The sequence below is a fragment of the Rheinheimera sp. 1928-s genome, from assembly GCF_029269265.1.
Classification (GTDB): domain Bacteria; phylum Pseudomonadota; class Gammaproteobacteria; order Enterobacterales; family Alteromonadaceae; genus Pararheinheimera.
Genome location: NZ_JARIXP010000002.1, coordinates 460970 through 478079 on the forward strand (window position 1 = coordinate 460970; position 17110 = coordinate 478079).

Genomic DNA, 17110 nt, shown 5'->3' on the forward strand with positions numbered 1-17110 from the left:
GCAGAGAACTCAAAGCTATAGTGCAGAAGTGTTAAAGCCCCGCAGCAAAGCGGGGCTTTTTTTAAATCTTTTACAAATTAGCCTCAGCAAAAGATGCCAGCCTGCTTCGCACCACACCATTAAGATTAACGGTAGTGCTGCCTTCAAAGTTTTTAAAACGCTCCACTATATAAGTTAAACCCGAGGTCACTGCCGTCAGGTAATTGCTGTCGATTTGCGACAGGTTGCCGGAACAAATCAGTTTGGTACCTTCACCACAGCGGGTGATAATAGTTTTCAACTGCGCTGCACTTAAGTTCTGACATTCATCCAACAGTACTATTGCGTTCTGGATACTGCGACCGCGCATAAAGTTCACAGACTTAAACTGGATATTGGCTTTGTCCATAATATACTGCACGCTGGCATGCGGATGTTCATCAGTTTTATGCAGCACTTCCAATGAATCGGTAATAGCTGCCAGCCAAGGTGCCATTTTCTCTTCTTCGGTGCCAGGTAAAAAGCCAATAGACTCAGCAATTTCCGGTGTGTTACGAGTGACTATTACTTTGTCGTACAAGCCTTTTTCAATCACCAGCTCCAGCGCGGCAGCCAACGCAATCAGAGTTTTACCACAACCTGCAGGACCGGTCAGGATCACTAAATCCATATCAGGGTCCAGCAAGGCATTCAGTGCCATTGCCTGATAAATGTTTTTCGGGTGAATACCCCAGGCATGTTTGTGCATCAGGCGTTCAAAACCCAGGTCGAGAATTTTAATTTCCTGCTCATTGATTTCCAGCACCCGGCCAGCAAAAGTTTCAGCTTCGTCAATCAGGTACTCATTCAGGTAGGCATTAGGCAATACGGAGCGAGGCACAAAATGATAGGTGTCACGACCTTCGTTATGGGTACGGCAATCTTTGACCACAGACCAGAAATCGCCGGAAAACTTGTAATAGCCCTTGTATAAAAACCGCACATCATCAATCAACTGGTCAGTTCGGTAATCTTCAACCAGTTTCAGCCCTGCCCCTTTAGCTTTCAGGCGCATATTAATATCTTTGGTGACCAGTATCACTTTGGTCGGCGCTTTTTCCCGCTGTAAAAATAAAGCGGTATTAATAATCAGGTGGTCATTTTCACCGCCGGGCAAGCCCGGGATTTGGTCGCTGATATGGTGGTCGTTGATAATAAACAAATGACCAGCATTTTTTTCTTCAATAGGGCTAGGTAAAGCAACACCCAACAACATTTCTTCAGGTGAAGCGTCTTTGAGTACATCTTCCAGCGCCCGAATCGCAATACGGGCCTCTCGGCTGACGTCTTTGTGTTTGTCTTTGATATGGTCCAGTTCTTCGAGCACGGTCATCGGGATGACAACGTCGTGTTCCTGAAAGTTTAAGAAGGCGAAAGGTTCATGCAGCAGAATGTTGGTGTCCAGAACGTATATTTTTTTATCTTTAGCTCTTCTTCGCGCCATAAGCAGCTCCTTAGCGACAATAAAAACCATGAATGTTCATGGCAAAAATACAACAATCTTTACTTCAACTCTGACTGGCTCCCTGATGTTTTGGTTCAGTGGGAAGGAAGATGTCAGTGCTTTTATTCATTTGATCTAAGCTTAGAGCAAAAATGCACTGCCTGTATGACCAATAGATGACGATTTTTAATCTATGGAAAAAAATACGTCATTACAGCTGATGCGGTCTCAGGCTTTTCGCTGTACCATGGCGCGCCATTTTCTGCAGTGAGGACAAGATGATAAAATTTGCTTTGGGTCAACGTTGGATCAGCGACAGTGAGTCGGATTTAGGTTTAGGTACTGTGATTGGGCAGGAAGGCAGGATGCTGACTTTGTTGTTCCCCGCCAGTGGTGAAAACCGACTGTACTCCATTTTGGAAGCGCCGCTGACCCGTGTACAGTTTAACCCGGGCGATACAGTCAAAAGTGCCGAAGGTTTCTCAGTTTTCATCAGTGAAGTAGAAAGTAAAAACGACTGTTTTATTTATCATGGAACCCGCACCGACACAGATGAGACAGTCGCACTGCGTGAATTATTTCTCGATCATTTTATTAGCTTCAGTCAACCACAAGACCGCTTATTCGCTGGTCAGGTCGATCGTTTTGAAACCTTCCCTCTGCGTTACCAAAGCTGGCAACATTTACATCAGCAGCAACAAAGCCCGCTGCAAGGTTTAGTCGGCGGCAGAATGAGCTTGATCCCGCATCAGCTTTACATCGCTGAAGAAGTCGCAAAACGTCATGCCCCACGCGTATTACTGGCCGACGAAGTAGGTTTGGGTAAAACCATTGAAGCTGGTTTAGTGATCCATCAGCAGGTACTGGCGGGTTTAGCCAAACGTGTACTAGTGGTCGTGCCTGAGTCACTGCAACATCAGTGGCTGGTTGAAATGCTGCGCCGTTTTAACTTGAAATTTTCTATTTTTGATGATGAACGTTGTATTGAATCCTCATTGGATGGTGGCAACCCCTTTGAAACCGAACAGTTAATATTAACCAGCCTTGAATTTCTGGTTAAAAAGCGCAGCCATCACCAAAAAGCTGTCGAAGCCGACTGGGATTTATTAGTGGTGGATGAAGCTCACCATCTGCACTGGAGCGAAGAAGCAGCCAGCACTGAATACCAACGTATTGAAGAACTGGCAGAGGGCACAGCAGGTTTAATATTACTGACAGCCACTCCTGATCAACTGGGTCATCAGAGTCATTTTGCCCGCTTGCGTTTATTAGATCCAAATCGTTTCCATGACTATCAGGCGTTTATTGCAGAAGAGCAAAGCTATAAACAGATTGCCGATTTGGCGGCCGCTGTGCTGGAGCAAACGCCATTAAGCCAAGCTTCCGCCCAAGAGCTAAGTCAATTGTTAGCTGAAAGCGATATCAAAGCCGCTTTAACCACTTTGCAAGATGCGAACAGCAGCGATGATGAAATTAATCAGGTAAAACAGCAGTTATTGAGCCAATTACTGGACCGTCACGGCACAGGCCGGATTTTATTCCGCAATAGCCGCAGCGCTATTTCAGGCTTTCCACAACGTCAGCCCCAAGCTGTTGCCCTGCAACTGCCTGAACAATATCAAAATGCGTTAAAAGTGCAGCAAGCCTTTAATAAGCAACAAAGCCTAGAGCAAAAAGCCAAAGCCAGTTTATTTCCTGAGCGGGTGTTTCAGGAATTTGAAGGCAAAGCCAGCAGTTGGTGGCAGTTTGACCCAAGGGTTGACCACCTGATTGCTTTACTGAAACAACATAAACGCAGCAAATTTTTATTGATCTGTGCTCATGCTGATACAGCTATTGCACTGGAAGAGGCAGTTCGGGTTCGTGAAGGTATTCGCGCATCGGTATTCCATGAAGGCATGACTATTGTCGAGCGGGATATGGCAGCCGCTTATTTTGCCCAGGAAGATAACAGCGCTCAAATGCTGATTTGTTCAGAAATTGGCAGTGAAGGCCGTAACTTCCAGTTTGCTCATCATCTGGTGTTATTTGATTTACCACTGAACCCGGATTTGCTTGAGCAACGAATAGGTCGTTTGGACCGTATAGGTCAGACGCAGGATATTCAAATCCATATCCCTTATTTTGCTAACCATCCTCAACAAGTGCTACTGGACTGGTATCAGCAGGGCTTACAGGCGTTCAGTCAAACCTGCCAAACCGGGCGTTCCGTATTTGAACACCTGTCTACTGAGCTGTTTGAGCTGCTTTCTGCCAACACAGTAGATCATGATGCTGTACAGGCGCTTATCGCAAAAAGTGCAGAACTGAACCAGCAACTCAAGCAAAAGCTGGAGCAAGGCCGCGATAAACTGCTTGAAATCAATAGTTCAGGTCGAGGTAGAGCCCGTGAACTGGCCGATGCTATTGCCACTTTAGATGATGAAACCCGTCTGCCGATGTTTATGTTGCGGGCATGGGATGTGCTGGGTGTGAATCAGGACGACCGCGGCGAAAACAGTATGGTGCTGACTATGTCAGAACACTTGCACAGCCACTACCCTATGCTGGACGACGATGGTGTCAGCGTTACCTTTGACCGGGCCACTGCTTTGGCACAGGAAGATATTCAGTTTTTAAGCTGGGATCACCCTATGGTTCAAGGCACTTTAGATATCTTAACCAATGAGCAAATGGGCAACAGTTCTGTGGCCTTGTTACCGAATAAAGCTCTGCCTGCCGGTACTTATTTTGTTGAATTTATTTTTATCGTTGAAGCCAGCGCGCCCAAAGAGCTGCAACTGGGTCGTTATTTGCCAGTGACTCCGGTTCGTTTGCTGTTGGAAAAGAATGGGAAAAATCTGGCTGCAAACGTTGGCTTTGAGCAGTTTAATAAGCAATTAAAGCCTGTAGGCCGACAACCTGCTGCCAAGATGGTAAAAGCCTTACAAAGCTTTATTCATCCATTAATAGGCAAAGCGCAGGAATTGGCCACAGTGCGTTTAATTGAAGTTCAGCAGCAAGCCCAGCAGTTGATGCAACAACAGCTGAATGCTCAAATTGAACGCTTGCAGGCCCTGCAGAAATTGAATCCGTCCGTACGACCGGAAGAAATTATACATTTACAAAAACAGCAACAAGAATTAACAGATTACATCAGTAAAGCTCGGTTAAAATTTGATGCGTTGCGGGTTGTTGTTGTCAGTCATGACTAAAAGTGAATACAATGTTACTTGAATACAAGCCGCCAACAGAACCATATCTGGATATTGTGTATCAGGATCAGGATATTGTGATACTGAATAAACCCAGTGGCTTACTGACAGTGCCGGGCAAAGCGCCTGAACACAAAGACAGTCTGGATTACAGAGTGCGCTTGGTCTGGCCTTTGGCTCGTATAGTACACCGACTGGATATGGCGACTTCGGGTTTGGTTGTAATGGCAATGCATGCTCAAAGCCAGCGCGATCTAAATAAACAGTTTGAGTTGCGTCAGACCAAAAAGCGTTATTTTGCTTTACTGGAAGGCCAGGTGTCCGTCGATTCAGGTGCTGTTGACTTGCCTTTAATTTGTGACTGGCCTAACCGACCAAAACAAATGGTGCATTTTGGATCTGGTAAGCCTTCTTTAACTTATTTTAAAGTGTTGGAGCGAACTCCACACCAAACGAAAGTAGAACTTACTCCCATTACAGGGCGTTCTCACCAGTTAAGAGTACATATGTTATGGCTGGGACATCCGATACTTGGGGATAAGTTTTATGGAACTGAGCAAGGAAAAAGTTCAGTGACTCGACTTCAGTTACATGCAGGCTCATTGACATTAAAACACCCAACCTCAGGAACTGAGCTATATTTTGACGTTGAGTGCCCGTTTTAATCAGAGGAACAGCAGTAATTGATGGCTTTGTTAACCTAAGGTTCAGTTATTTAAGGTAAACTTAGCACAACGGTAAGAAGTCAGATGGACATCTGACTTAAATTCGTAATAACGAGCAGCTAGATTTGACTAAATATTTTACTCAAATAGAATAGCAGCCGCAATTTACCTCTTAGGAGATATGGATGAAACTAAGTACTAGCGCAATTGCCATTATGGCAACTTTACTTTCGACAGCTGCTTTAGCAGATAGTTCAAAACCTTTAGTGAGCGACCGTGCTTTCGGTTCTGTGTTTGGTGAATACTACCTGCCAGACGGTGACAAAACCGAAAGTTCAGAATGGGCTTACGCAGACAAAGGCTGGGGCTACGGTGTTGAATTAGGTTACAACCTGGACGAGACCTGGGCTTTACGTCTGGAATTCGCTAAACAACGTTTAGAGCAATTAATCACCGACGATAAAATCGATGGCGAGCGCGTAGGTCTGGATGTGTTGTACTCCATTCCAGGTTCAGGCATGTACCTGCTGGGTGGTTTAAAGCGCCTGGACATCGAAACAGTTGATAATGCTTCTGCAATCAACATCGGTGTGGGTTACCGTCAGTACTTAAATGATCGCGTATCTCTGTTCGGCGAAATGAACCGTTTCCAGGGTATCAGTGACAATTTTGCAGACGCCAACATTAAATTAGGTATGTCAGTGCTGTTTGGTGATGCTCCTGTTGTAGCAGAACCTACTCCAGCTCCAGAGCCAGTAGCTCCTGTTGTCGTAGTTGCAGACAGCGACAACGACGGTGTTCCTGATTCAAGCGATCTGTGCCCAGGCACTCCATCTACTGATAAAGTAGATGCAACTGGTTGTTCAATCTTCACTGAAAAAGAAGTGAACTTCACATTAAAAGCTCAGTTTGACAACGATTCAGCTGTTATCAAACCAGAATACAATTCAGAAATCGCTGACTTAGCGGCTTTCTTAAAACGTTTCCCTGGTACTGATGTTGAAATCGGTGGTCACGCCTCTAACGTTGGTGGCGCTGCATACAACCTGAAATTATCAGAGCGTCGTGCTGATGCAGTAGCTAAAGTATTGTTAAACGAACACGGCATCAGTGCTAATCGTGTAACAGTAAAAGGTTACGGTGTTTCACGTCCTAAAGTTGAAGGCAATACTAAAGCTGCACATGCTGCTAACCGCCGCATTGAAGCTGTTGTAACTGCAACTATCAAAGAAAAAGTAGAGCGTTAATCTCTGCTGCTAAAAAAACCGCCGCAAGGCGGTTTTTTTGTTTGTATCTAGTCATCACCAGGCTAACTCACCCTGTTCAATAAAGTTTTTGCACTGGCTGCCGATACCCTGCTCAAGTTCAGCTTTTCAGAGCACCATCTGATGTCGTCGAAAATTTTTGCCTTGCTGCTGTTTGTCGTGCACATTCAGGTTGCTGCTGCCGCCTCTATGGAGGAGTGGCATAAAGCCGATCTGACCTGGCAGCTACCTGCAGATGAAATCACAGAATTGTTGGCTGGAGATACAAGCTTTCTGGCTTTAAAAAGGGCTGCTTTTACTGCAAAAGTGAAAGGCACCATGTTATTTATTCCAGATTGGTCCCAGCATGCCTCAAGCCCAAAAAATCTGAATTTATTGCGAAAAGAGTTTAATGACTATGGCTGGGATACTCTGGCAATTGCAGTGCCTGACTCGCCTTTACAGGATGATGAGCAAGCCTTACAAAACTACAAAGACCAGTTACAGCAACGCATTGAAGTAGCGATGCAAAGTGCTATGGCAGAAAACAGTACTGTAATTATTGTGGCTCAAGGCAGCAGTGCAGCTTTAATAAGCCAGCTGTATGCAGACAAAAAACTGCAGGAACCGCAATCGTTGATTTTATTGGAAGCTTATTTACCTGCAGCGGAGCAACAACGCAGCCTGCCGCTGGCTATAGCAAAACAACAGGTTCCCACTCTGGACTTGATACAACAACAAGGTAATCAGCAAGTGGCCGCTCAATGGCTGTTACGCAAACAACTGGCCAGGCAACAACAAAAATTACTTTATCGTCAGAGGGAAATCAGTGGACTTAGTGCGCAAGCTGAAACTCAACAGCAGGTATTTAAAGAAATTTATGGCTGGTTAAGCTATCAGGGTTATTAAATTAATTTTTCCACTGATAAAAATCTATTAAACTACGAACCTTCGCTATCTCTACCCTTTTTCACCGGAGACACCAGCCTATGTCGCCTTTGCTTCAAACCATCTTGTTACTGACGGCCAGTAATATTTTTATGACTTTTGCCTGGTATGGTCATCTCAAACATTTTAAAAGCTCGGCTCTGTATATAGCTATTGCAGTTTCATGGGGTATAGCATTGTTTGAATATATGCTGATGGTGCCTGCCAATCGAATAGGCCACCAGGTACTCAGCCTGGCTCAGCTGAAAATTCTGCAGGAAGTGATCACTTTAAGTATTTTTATTCCATTCGCTGTTTTCTATATGAGAGAGCCTTTTAAATGGAATTATGTTTATGCAGGCTTGTGTCTGCTGGGCGCAGTCTATTTTATGTTTTTCCGCGATTAAGCCCGTTGCTTACGAATTAACTCGTAAGCGGCCTGAATATCCTGAGTTTTTTGTTTGGCAACATCCATAAGCTCCGGTGGCAAACCTTGTGACATCAGCTTGTCAGGATGATGTTGCGCCATCAGCTTTTTGTAAGCCTTTTTTAGCTGTGCTTCAGAACTGTCTGCGCTGATGCCTAAAATCTTATAGGCATCTGTCAAACGATGTCCTGCGTCAACAGCTCCGCTGCCATTGCTTTTAGCAAAACGTGCTTCAGCTTCGTAACGACTCAACATCTGCTCCAGTTGAGTGCCACTGATCCCCAGCGCAGAAGCAACCTGTGTCAATATTCTCTGCTCCGCGCTGCTTAGATGTAAATCAACATAAGCAGTACTGATTTGAATTTCCAAAAACATCAGCAATAAATCAGGCCTGGATCTGTACGCAGATTTAAATTCAGCCAACTGCTCTAACAGAGCGAAGTCAGCCTGTTTACCATGGCGAAAAGCCGCCTGAGCTTCTTGTTTCTGCGCTGCTGTTAAACCTAATTGGTCCATAAAAACAGTGGCTTGCTGAATATGGGACTTAGTGACTACCCCATTAGATTTAGCTATATGGCCCATCACTGCAAAAGTGTTGTAACGGAAAATACCCTGAGCTTCAGATGTATCGCGGGAAAAACCATTAAAACCGCCACGACTGGCGAATGCTCCGCCATAGGATTTATCGAACCAGTGCCCAATCAATAAACCAAGAAATAAACCAGGGATCTTCAGCAGAGCCATGCCAAATAAAGCACCAAGAATTTTACCCCACATGTTCAGACTCCAGTTGCTCCGACAATTCAGTCAGTCGCTGCACAGTACCAATGTCGTGCCATACCCCCTGATAAAGCTCTGCCGTCACTTGATGTTGCGCCATCGCCTGGCGTAAATAAGGTGCCAATTTTTGCTTGCCCTCAGGCACAGCACTGAAAAACTCAGGGCGGTACACAGCAATGCCACTAAAGGTAAAACACTGCTCTGCTTCAGCCAAAGCCAAACCTGTTGCACTGATACCGAAATCGCCGTGGGGATGCTGTTGTGGATTAGGCACCAATACCAGATGAGCCAAACTATCAGGAGCCAGCTTATCCATTAGTTGCTGATAAGGATAATCGCTGAATACATCGCCATTGATCACCATAAAAGGTTCATTCCCCAACAGGGGCAAGGCTTTTTTGATACCGCCAGCCGTTTCAAGTCCTTCGGCACCTTCATCCGAATAGCGGATCTTCACCCCGAACTGCTGACCACTACCTAAATGCTGTGGCAACAAATGCCCCAACCAGGCATGGTTAATCACTATTTCCTGCACTGCGGCGTCACGGAGCGCTTCCAGATGGTAGTGGATCAATGCTTTGCCAGCCACAGGTAACAGTGGTTTTGGTAACAGATCAGTTAAAGGTCGCATCCGTTCACCACGACCTGCAGCCAGTATCATTGCTTTCATCTCAGGCCATAGCCTCCAGTGCAGGTTTGACTTTATTGTTCAGCCACAGATCCAGCTCCTGCAACTGTGGGTACAACTGAGTGACCTCAAGCACATACTCAAAGACACGAGGTAAATCAGCCAAATAACCCGATTTTCCATCACGATGGTACAAGCGGCAGAAAATACCGCAGACTTTAATATGCCGCTGCAATCCCATCCAATCAAACCAAAGCTGGAACTGCTCAGCACTAACTTCAACAGGCAACTCAGCCTTTGCTTTGAGGTTGCTGTAAAACTCATTACTTAAAGATTGAACCAGCTCAGCAGGCCACTTGACGTAACAATCCTTCAGTAAGGACACGGCATCATAGGTTACAGGGCCAGTCACCACATCCTGAAAATCAATCACAGCCAGACAACCGTCCTGCTGCAACATCAAATTTCGGGCATGATAGTCACGATGCATACCTGCCTGAGGTTGCTGTAGTGCTGATGCTGCAAGCAACAGAAAATGCCGCTGCAACATGCTTTGTTCTTGTTCAGTTACAGTGAGCTGCAAGTGCTGCAACAAAAACCAATCAATAAAGATCTGCATTTCACGCAATAAAAAGTCCTGATCAAATACTGGCAAAGATCCTGCGCTTGTCGCGCTGATAGTCCGGACCTGAGTTAGTTGTGCCAATGCCTGACGATAAAAAGTAGCAGCAGTGTCATGCGTCAATCTGGACAACAACAAGGTGTCGCCTAAATCGCTCAGCAGCAATAAGCCCTGCTCAATATCCTGTGCAATGATCCGGGGAACCTTTAAACCTGCCTGCGCAAATGCCTGCTGGGTCGCAACAAAACGACCACAATCCTCTGTTGGCGTTGGTGCATCCATCAGAATGTAGCTGGTTTGAGCGACAGAAAAGCGAAAATAGCGCCTGAAGCTGGCGTCCCCGGTAATAGGATCAAGGTGAATAACTTCACCAGGAAAACACGCCGTCAAAAAACTTTGAATTAACTGCATTCGAGCTGGCACTTCATCCCCCGTCATCTGGTCAAAGCCAGCACTATAACGGATTAGCAGGATCCGGAAAATTGATTTATTATAGCTGACCCGGTGTTCTGGTCCTTTTCACCTGTTTCACATAGTGTACTAAGTAGGTTGCATGACTCATTCTTTGATCTATCGCCTTATTATCATGGCGCTTGGTATTCCTTATCTTGCCCATGCCGAAGAGCAAACACCTCAACCTATCCAGCAATGTTATGGTGCTGTGGATATCCCGGCAAAGTTGAGCCAGCTGTCAGCAAAAGATAACCGATTACAAATATTGTCTGACCGCATCCGAATGATGCAAGATCAAACGGCATTATTTGATGGCAATATAGAAATCATCTACCGCGACACTATGCTAAACGCCGCAAATGCCCAGGTCAGCCAAAAAAGCCAGACCTTGTTTGCCAGCGGCGGCATTGAATACTACAGCCCGGATTTAAAAGTCAGCAGCAGTCATTTCACGGCTCATCTCAAAGAAGACAGAGCTATATTAGGTGAAGCGGATTATAAGTTGATTAGCCAGTCTGGCCGCGGTTATGCCAAAGAGATGAGTGCTGATAAAAAGCAAATTAATTTATCCGAAGCCAGTTTTACGACCTGTCCAGACAACGACAGTAGTTGGGCCCTGCATGCAGATAAAATTAATATTAACGCCGATGATGGCTGGGGTGAAGCCTGGCATTCGGTCATTAAAATTCAGGATGTACCTGTATTTTATCTGCCTTACATGACTTTCCCTGTCAGTGATAAACGCAAAAGTGGCTTATTGTTTCCTAAAATTGGCAGCTCACAGAAATTAGGGCTGGATCTTGAAACACCTTACTACCTGAATCTGGCTGATAACTATGATGCCACTATCAGCCCGCGTTTTATGAGTAAACGAGGTGCTCAGTTGAACACCGAATTCCGTTATCTGACAGAAGATCATAGTGGCCAGTTGCAACTGGAAATTTTACCTGATGACAACGACAAGCCAGCAGGTTTTGGCAGTCGCTATTTAACCCACTTCAGCCATAGTGGCGATTTATCAGACCGGTGGCGCGCCAGTGTCGACTTTACTGATGTCAGCGACGACGCTTACTTGTCTGAACTCGGATCGGACTACAATAACCAAAGTGACACTCAACTTTACCGGCAAGCCAGCCTGAATTATTTCGGGGATTATCTGAACTCAGAAATCCGTCTGCAAGGCTTTGAGATCCTCGGAAATTATTCGCCCTCTTATGCAGCTTTGCCACAAATTGATCTAAGCTCTGCCGCACCAACGGATTTAGCTGCTGGTTTTGAATTTAACTGGCACAGCCAGTACGCTCATTTTCGCAATGACAGCGCTCTGATCACCAGCGCAGACCGTTTACATCTTGAACCCAGCATTCGATGGCCTTTAATCACGCCAGCCTTCGAGTTAGTGGCCCAAACCAGCTTGCTGCACACCCGCTATCAACAAAATACTGATCAAGATAGTTTATTCATTCAGAAAGACACCAACAGAACAGTACCCAAAGTCCAGATCAACGCCAAACTGAATATGGAAAGAGAGTTGAGCTGGGAAAATACCGATTCATTACAAACTTTTGAACCACAAATACAATACCTGTATATTCCCTATCGCGACCAGTCGATGATTGGCCTGTATGACACTGCGCCTTTGCAAGACGATTATTATGGTTTATTTCGTGAAAACAGATATTCGGGTCTTGACCGAATTGCCGATACCAATCAATTCACTCTGGGCTGGACAACTCGTCTGTATGACTCACAGGATACCGAATTATTCCGCTTTAGCTTGGGTCAGATTGTATTCCTGAATGATCCGCAGCCCATAGACAACATAGTGCCCGACGCCAAACAACCTGCCGATTCGGTGCTGGCCTCTGAGCTGTTGTGGAATTGGAGCAAAGGCTGGTACTTAAATACCGCATTGCAGTATGATTCAAGCAATGAGCGTATGGTGAAAAGCAACGTGACTTTGGATTACATAGCAGATGATAAAAGTCTGTTTCAGTTGAACCACCGCTACAGTCGCGAGGTCTCAGACTACGAAATTGCACAGATAGGCTTTTTAGGCACCACACCTATTGACGATAAATGGAAACTGATTGCCAGTTATTATCGTGACATCAACAAGCATCATATGATAGAAGCTAACCTCGGTTTGCAATATGAATCTTGTTGCTGGGCAATTCGTGTGGTTGCTAAGCGCCAAATCAATACCAACCTTGAATTGGCACTGAATGATTTGTCCCAACCTCCGACTTTTGATAACGGTATAGCCGTACAGTTTGTATTAAAAGGTTTTGGTGAGGGTGCTGGCTTCTCTGTCAGCGACATGTTATCGAATGGAATTTTTGGTTATAGACGCCCATATTTACTAAATAATTAATGTAGGAACCTATGAAGTTACAACTTTTGATTGCCGGCTCTGTGGCCGCATTTCTGGCCTTCTCGAGCCAGGCGGCAGAACAGAAGATCGACGGTATTGCAGCTATAGTTAACAACGGTGTCGTTTTGGATACTGAAGTGACTGATATGGTCAATAAGGTAAAGCGTAATGCGCAAAGCCAGGGCCAGACCTTACCTTCTGATCGGGCTTTACGTACTCAGGCTCTGGAACGTTTAATCAGCAATAGTCTACAAATGCAAATGGCGACCCGTATGGGTCTGCAAATCACCGATCCACAATTGGACCAGGCGTTGGAAAACGTTGCTCGCGGCGAAAACCTGACGATGGAACAATTTCGGCAACGTATAGTGGAAGAAGAAGGCGACTATCAGCAATTTCGTGAACGCTTCCGTGAGGAAATCACCGCAGGTGAAGTGTTACGCGCTAATGTGCAACGTCGTATCTACATCAGCCCGCAGGAAATAGACAGCCTGATGAAAGTGATGGAAGAACAAGGCGCCTCCAACGAGCAATACAATGTAGGCCATATTCTGATTGCAATTCCAAATCAGGGCAGCACCGAAGAGATCAATGATGCAAAAGATCGCGCCGACAAAGTGATGAAATTGTTGCGTGAAGGCAGTGATTTCAAAAAGATTGCCATTGCTTCTTCATCTGACAGCACAGCGCTGGATGGCGGTGATATGGGTTGGATGAATATTAACGAAATGCCAACTTTGTTCTCTGATGCTATTCGTGGCAAAAAGAAAACCGATGTGATTGGTCCGTTACGTTCAGGTGCCGGTTTTCATATTCTGACTATTTTTGATATTCGTGGTGCCAACGTTGCTGAAATGAATGAAGTTAAATCACGTCATGTACTGATCAAACCATCCATTATTATGAGTGAAGAAAAAGCCCGTGACACCTTGAAGCAATTTGTTGCTGACTTTAAAGCTGGCAAAGCTGATTTTGCCGAATTTGCCAGTGCCAATTCTGAAGACCCGGGCTCTAAACTCAAAGGTGGTGATTTAGGTTGGGCTGATCCTTCTATGTATGTACCGGCCTTCCGCGATACCTTAAACAATATGCAATTACAGGAAGTTAGCGAACCTTTCCGTACTGAACATGGCTGGCACGTTGTACAGTTATTAGAGAAACGTGTTGTTGACATGACCGCAGAAAGAAAACAGGATCAAGTGTACCGCATGTTGTTCAATCGCCGATTCAACGAGGAGCAAGCCAACTTCCTGCGTGAGTTGCGTGATCAGGCCTTTATAGAAGTGCTGGCGGAGACTGAATGACATTAAGGATTGCAATCACCCCTGGTGAACCGGCTGGTATAGGCCCCGATCTGGTGGTGATGTTGGCGCAAAAAGACTGGCCCGTGCAGCTTGTAGTTTGTGCCAACGCCGAAGTGTTACAACAAAGAGCGGCAGTATTAAACCTGCCGCTTCAGCTTTTACCTTACGACCCGACTCAAGTTGCACAACCACAACAGGCTGGTACTCTGACTTATGTCGACTTCCCTTTAGAAGCCGCTGTAGCACCAGGCCAGCTCAATGAAGCGAATGGTCGTTATGTGGTAGAGACCTTAAAGTATGTGGGCGAAAAATCCATGTCTGGCGAATTTGACGCCATAGTTACGGGTCCAGTCCATAAAGGCATTATCAATAAAGCAGGTATTCCGTTTAGTGGCCATACCGAATATTTTGCGCATCTGTCGAATACGCCTTATGTAGTGATGATGCTGGCCACCGAAGGTCTGAGGGTTGCGCTGGCGACGACTCATATCCCTCTGGCTTATGTGGCCAAAGCCATCACCAAAGAACGCTTACACAAAGTGATCTCTGTGCTCCATCATGATTTACAGCACAAATTCGCTATTGAATCCCCTGTAATTTACGTCTGTGGATTAAATCCACATGCTGGAGAAGACGGGCATCTAGGTCGTGAAGAAATAGATATTATCAGCCCCGCTTTAGAAGAATTACGTTCACAAGGCATGAATCTGGTGGGTCCTTTGCCGGCAGATACGCTGTTTCAGGCTAAATATCTGGACCATGCCGATGCCGTTTTAGCCATGTACCACGACCAAGGCTTGCCTGTGCTGAAACATAAAGGCTTTGGACGTTCGGTGAATATCAGCCTTGGTTTACCTTTAATCAGAACATCAGTCGACCATGGTACTGCGCTGGATTTAGCCGGCACAGGAAAAGCCGACCCCGGAAGTTTATTCCACGCCCTGGAACAAGCCATTTATTTAGCGCAAAGAGCCAAGTTATCACATGACAGATAAAGTACACCTGGGACACACAGCACGAAAACGTTTTGGTCAGAACTTCTTACACGACCCGGTCGTCATTGAACGTATTGTTAAAGCGATCAATCCAAAGCCAACAGATGTATTAGTTGAGATTGGCCCAGGTTTAGGAGCGATCACAGAGCCTGTGACCGAGAAATCCGGGCATTTAACTGTGATTGAACTGGACAGAGATCTGGCCCAGCGCTTACAGGAGCATCCTGTGCTGGCAGATAAGCTGACTATCCATCAGGCTGATGCGATGAAATTTGATTTTCGCCAGTTAGTACAACCGGGTAAAAAGTTAAAAGTATTCGGTAATTTGCCTTATAACATCTCTACCCCACTGTTGTTTCATCTGTTCGACTATGCAGACGATATTGAAAACATGCATTTTATGCTGCAAAAAGAAGTAGTTGAGCGTATGACAGCAGGCCATGGTTCCAAAACTTATGGCCGCTTATCTGTCATGACCCAGTTTTTTTGTCATGCGATGCCAGTGGTAGAAGTGGGACCTGGAGCTTTCAAACCAGCTCCTAAAGTGCATTCGGCCGTAGTGCGGCTGATCCCAAAACCCAGTTCAGAACGTCAGGATGTGCCTGTTGCTGTATTAAACAGGGTCTGCCTGGAAGCCTTTAACCAGCGCCGTAAAACCTTGCGTAACTGCTTTAGCAACTTTGCAACAGCGGAGCAAATTATCGAAATGGGAATAGATCCAACCTTGCGCCCTGAACAATTAAGCGTGGAGCAATTTATTGGCATCGCCCGTTGGCTGCATCAGCACGAGCAACAACAATTATGAGTCTGAGTTTTGAAATTCCTGTCTCAGTAGAGACATTTTATGTGGCAGCTCAATCTGACCCTGCACTAAACAGATATGTTTTTGCTTACACCATTACCATAAAAAACCATAGTACTGAAACAGTGCAGTTACTTCGGCGTTATTGGCTTATCACTGATGCGAATGGCAAAGAAACTGAAGTGCATGGTGAAGGAGTGGTAGGTGAACAACCTCAACTGGCACCGGGCTCAAGTTACAGCTATACCAGTGGTGCAGTATTGGAAACACCGGTAGGCACTATGCAAGGTCATTATGAAATGACCAGCCAAAGCCAGTTATGTTTTAAAGCCGCCATTCCCTTGTTTCGTTTAGCTCTGCCCAATATTCTGAATTGATGTCATGTCAGGCTACGTGATCGGAGATGTTCAGGGCTGCTTTCAACAGTTGCAATCGCTGTTGATTAAAATCCAGTTTGATCCACAGGTGGATGAATTGTGGTTTTGTGGCGATCTGGTTGCACGTGGTCCTGATTCATTAGCTACCTTGCGTTTTGTCCGCTCTTTAGGAAATAAAGCTAAAGTAGTGCTGGGCAATCATGATTTACATTTTTTGGCCAGTGTTTATGGCTTCGCCGCAGTAGATCCTCAGGACCAGTTGGATGAGTTACTTCATGCCCCTGATCTGTCGGAACTAATCCATTGGTTACAGCAACAACCTCTGATGTATTTTGAACCAGAGCGCGACCTGTTGCTGGTCCACGCAGGTTTAGCGCCGAACTGGGACTTACAGACAGCGTTGGATACAGCAGCGCAAGTCAGTCAAATATTAAGAGAATCCCCCGAAACTCTACTTGCAGTCATGTATGGCAATACCCCAGCCCTTTGGGCTGAGGCGAAAACTAATGAAGATCGTTGGCGTTTCGCTATTAACAGTTGCACCAGAATGCGTTTTTGTCTTTCAAATGGTGCACTTGAACTCAAAGAAAAGCGCCACCCGGAAAAAGTAAGTACGCTCATCCCGTGGTATGACTTCTGGAAACACAAACCACACCCACAGATCTTTTTTGGTCATTGGGCTTCCTTAATGGGATATAGCCCTGTTGAGGGAATTAATGCGCTGGATACAGGTGCTGTTTGGGGAAATTCTTTAACAGCCTATTGTATTGAGACAGCACAGCGTTATAGTGTTTCTGACTAAAAATAACGCTATAATGCGACGTTGTTTCAAAATGTTCTATTTTGAATTGTTTAT

Annotated in this window: 15 protein-coding genes; 11 read left to right on the top strand and 4 right to left on the bottom strand. The window is 45.4% G+C overall.

What is annotated here, in order from left to right; all coding sequences use genetic code 11:
* Positions 1–70: 70 nt before the first annotated feature.
* A complete protein-coding gene (locus P3C17_RS06950) occupies positions 71–1462 on the bottom strand; it encodes a PhoH family protein (RefSeq protein ID WP_300928732.1) in 1392 nt (463 codons plus the stop codon).
* 278 nt (positions 1463–1740) lie between these two features.
* Here P3C17_RS06950 and rapA point away from each other — a divergent pair, with 278 nt between their 5' ends.
* From rapA to P3C17_RS06975, 5 genes are all read left to right on the top strand, one after another.
* Complete coding sequence (rapA, locus tag P3C17_RS06955; protein ID WP_346015653.1) at positions 1741–4656, top strand: RNA polymerase-associated protein RapA; 2916 nt, start codon at positions 1741–1743, stop codon at positions 4654–4656.
* Between the two features lie 11 nt (positions 4657–4667).
* Positions 4668–5321 (top strand): pseudouridine synthase, encoded by a 654-nt coding sequence (locus P3C17_RS06960; protein ID WP_300928733.1) that lies wholly within the window; start codon positions 4668–4670, stop codon positions 5319–5321.
* Between the two features lie 185 nt (positions 5322–5506).
* Positions 5507–6568, top strand: coding sequence for an OmpA family protein (locus P3C17_RS06965; RefSeq protein WP_300928734.1), 1062 nt, complete (start codon positions 5507–5509; stop codon positions 6566–6568).
* Between the two features lie 141 nt (positions 6569–6709).
* The gene (locus P3C17_RS06970) at positions 6710–7474 is read left to right on the top strand and encodes a DUF3530 family protein (RefSeq protein WP_300928735.1); all 765 of its coding nucleotides are present in this window, start codon (positions 6710–6712) and stop codon (positions 7472–7474) included.
* An 80-nt stretch (positions 7475–7554) separates the two neighbouring features.
* A complete protein-coding gene (locus tag P3C17_RS06975; protein ID WP_300928736.1) occupies positions 7555–7899 on the top strand; it encodes a DMT family protein in 345 nt (114 codons plus the stop codon).
* Here P3C17_RS06975 and djlA read toward each other — a convergent pair.
* The 3 genes from djlA to P3C17_RS06990 are packed head-to-tail and all read right to left on the bottom strand — an operon-like array spanning position 7896 to position 10360.
* The gene (gene djlA / locus P3C17_RS06980) at positions 7896–8696 is read right to left on the bottom strand and encodes a co-chaperone DjlA (protein ID WP_300928737.1); all 801 of its coding nucleotides are present in this window, start codon (positions 8694–8696) and stop codon (positions 7896–7898) included. The genes P3C17_RS06975 and djlA overlap by 4 nt on opposite strands.
* Positions 8686–9369, bottom strand: a complete 684-nt coding sequence (gene murU, locus P3C17_RS06985) for an N-acetylmuramate alpha-1-phosphate uridylyltransferase MurU (RefSeq protein ID WP_300928738.1) — start codon at positions 9367–9369, stop codon at positions 8686–8688. The genes djlA and murU overlap by 11 nt, the downstream gene beginning before the upstream one ends.
* A 1-nt stretch (position 9370) precedes the next feature.
* Positions 9371–10360, bottom strand: coding sequence for a phosphotransferase (locus P3C17_RS06990; RefSeq protein WP_300928739.1), 990 nt, complete (start codon positions 10358–10360; stop codon positions 9371–9373).
* Between the two features lie 142 nt (positions 10361–10502).
* Here P3C17_RS06990 and lptD point away from each other — a divergent pair, with 142 nt between their 5' ends.
* Genes lptD through P3C17_RS07020 form a run of 6 tightly spaced genes read left to right on the top strand, consistent with a single transcriptional unit; the run spans position 10503 to position 17056 of the window.
* A complete protein-coding gene (gene lptD, locus P3C17_RS06995; RefSeq protein WP_300928740.1) occupies positions 10503–12776 on the top strand; it encodes an LPS assembly protein LptD in 2274 nt (757 codons plus the stop codon).
* Between the two features lie 11 nt (positions 12777–12787).
* Positions 12788–14080 (top strand): peptidylprolyl isomerase SurA, encoded by a 1293-nt coding sequence (gene surA / locus P3C17_RS07000; protein WP_300928741.1) that lies wholly within the window; start codon positions 12788–12790, stop codon positions 14078–14080.
* Positions 14077–15075, top strand: a complete 999-nt coding sequence (gene pdxA, locus P3C17_RS07005) for a 4-hydroxythreonine-4-phosphate dehydrogenase PdxA (RefSeq protein ID WP_300928742.1) — start codon at positions 14077–14079, stop codon at positions 15073–15075. The genes surA and pdxA overlap by 4 nt, the downstream gene beginning before the upstream one ends.
* Entirely contained in the window at positions 15065–15880 is an 816-nt protein-coding gene (rsmA, locus tag P3C17_RS07010) for a 16S rRNA (adenine(1518)-N(6)/adenine(1519)-N(6))-dimethyltransferase RsmA (RefSeq protein ID WP_300928743.1), read from the top strand. Before pdxA ends, rsmA begins: the two co-directional genes overlap by 11 nt.
* Positions 15877–16254, top strand: a complete 378-nt coding sequence (apaG, locus tag P3C17_RS07015; RefSeq protein ID WP_300928744.1) for a Co2+/Mg2+ efflux protein ApaG — start codon at positions 15877–15879, stop codon at positions 16252–16254. The genes rsmA and apaG overlap by 4 nt, the downstream gene beginning before the upstream one ends.
* Before the next feature lie 4 nt (positions 16255–16258).
* Positions 16259–17056 (top strand): symmetrical bis(5'-nucleosyl)-tetraphosphatase, encoded by a 798-nt coding sequence (locus P3C17_RS07020; RefSeq protein ID WP_300928745.1) that lies wholly within the window; start codon positions 16259–16261, stop codon positions 17054–17056.
* Positions 17057–17110: the final 54 nt, after the last annotated feature.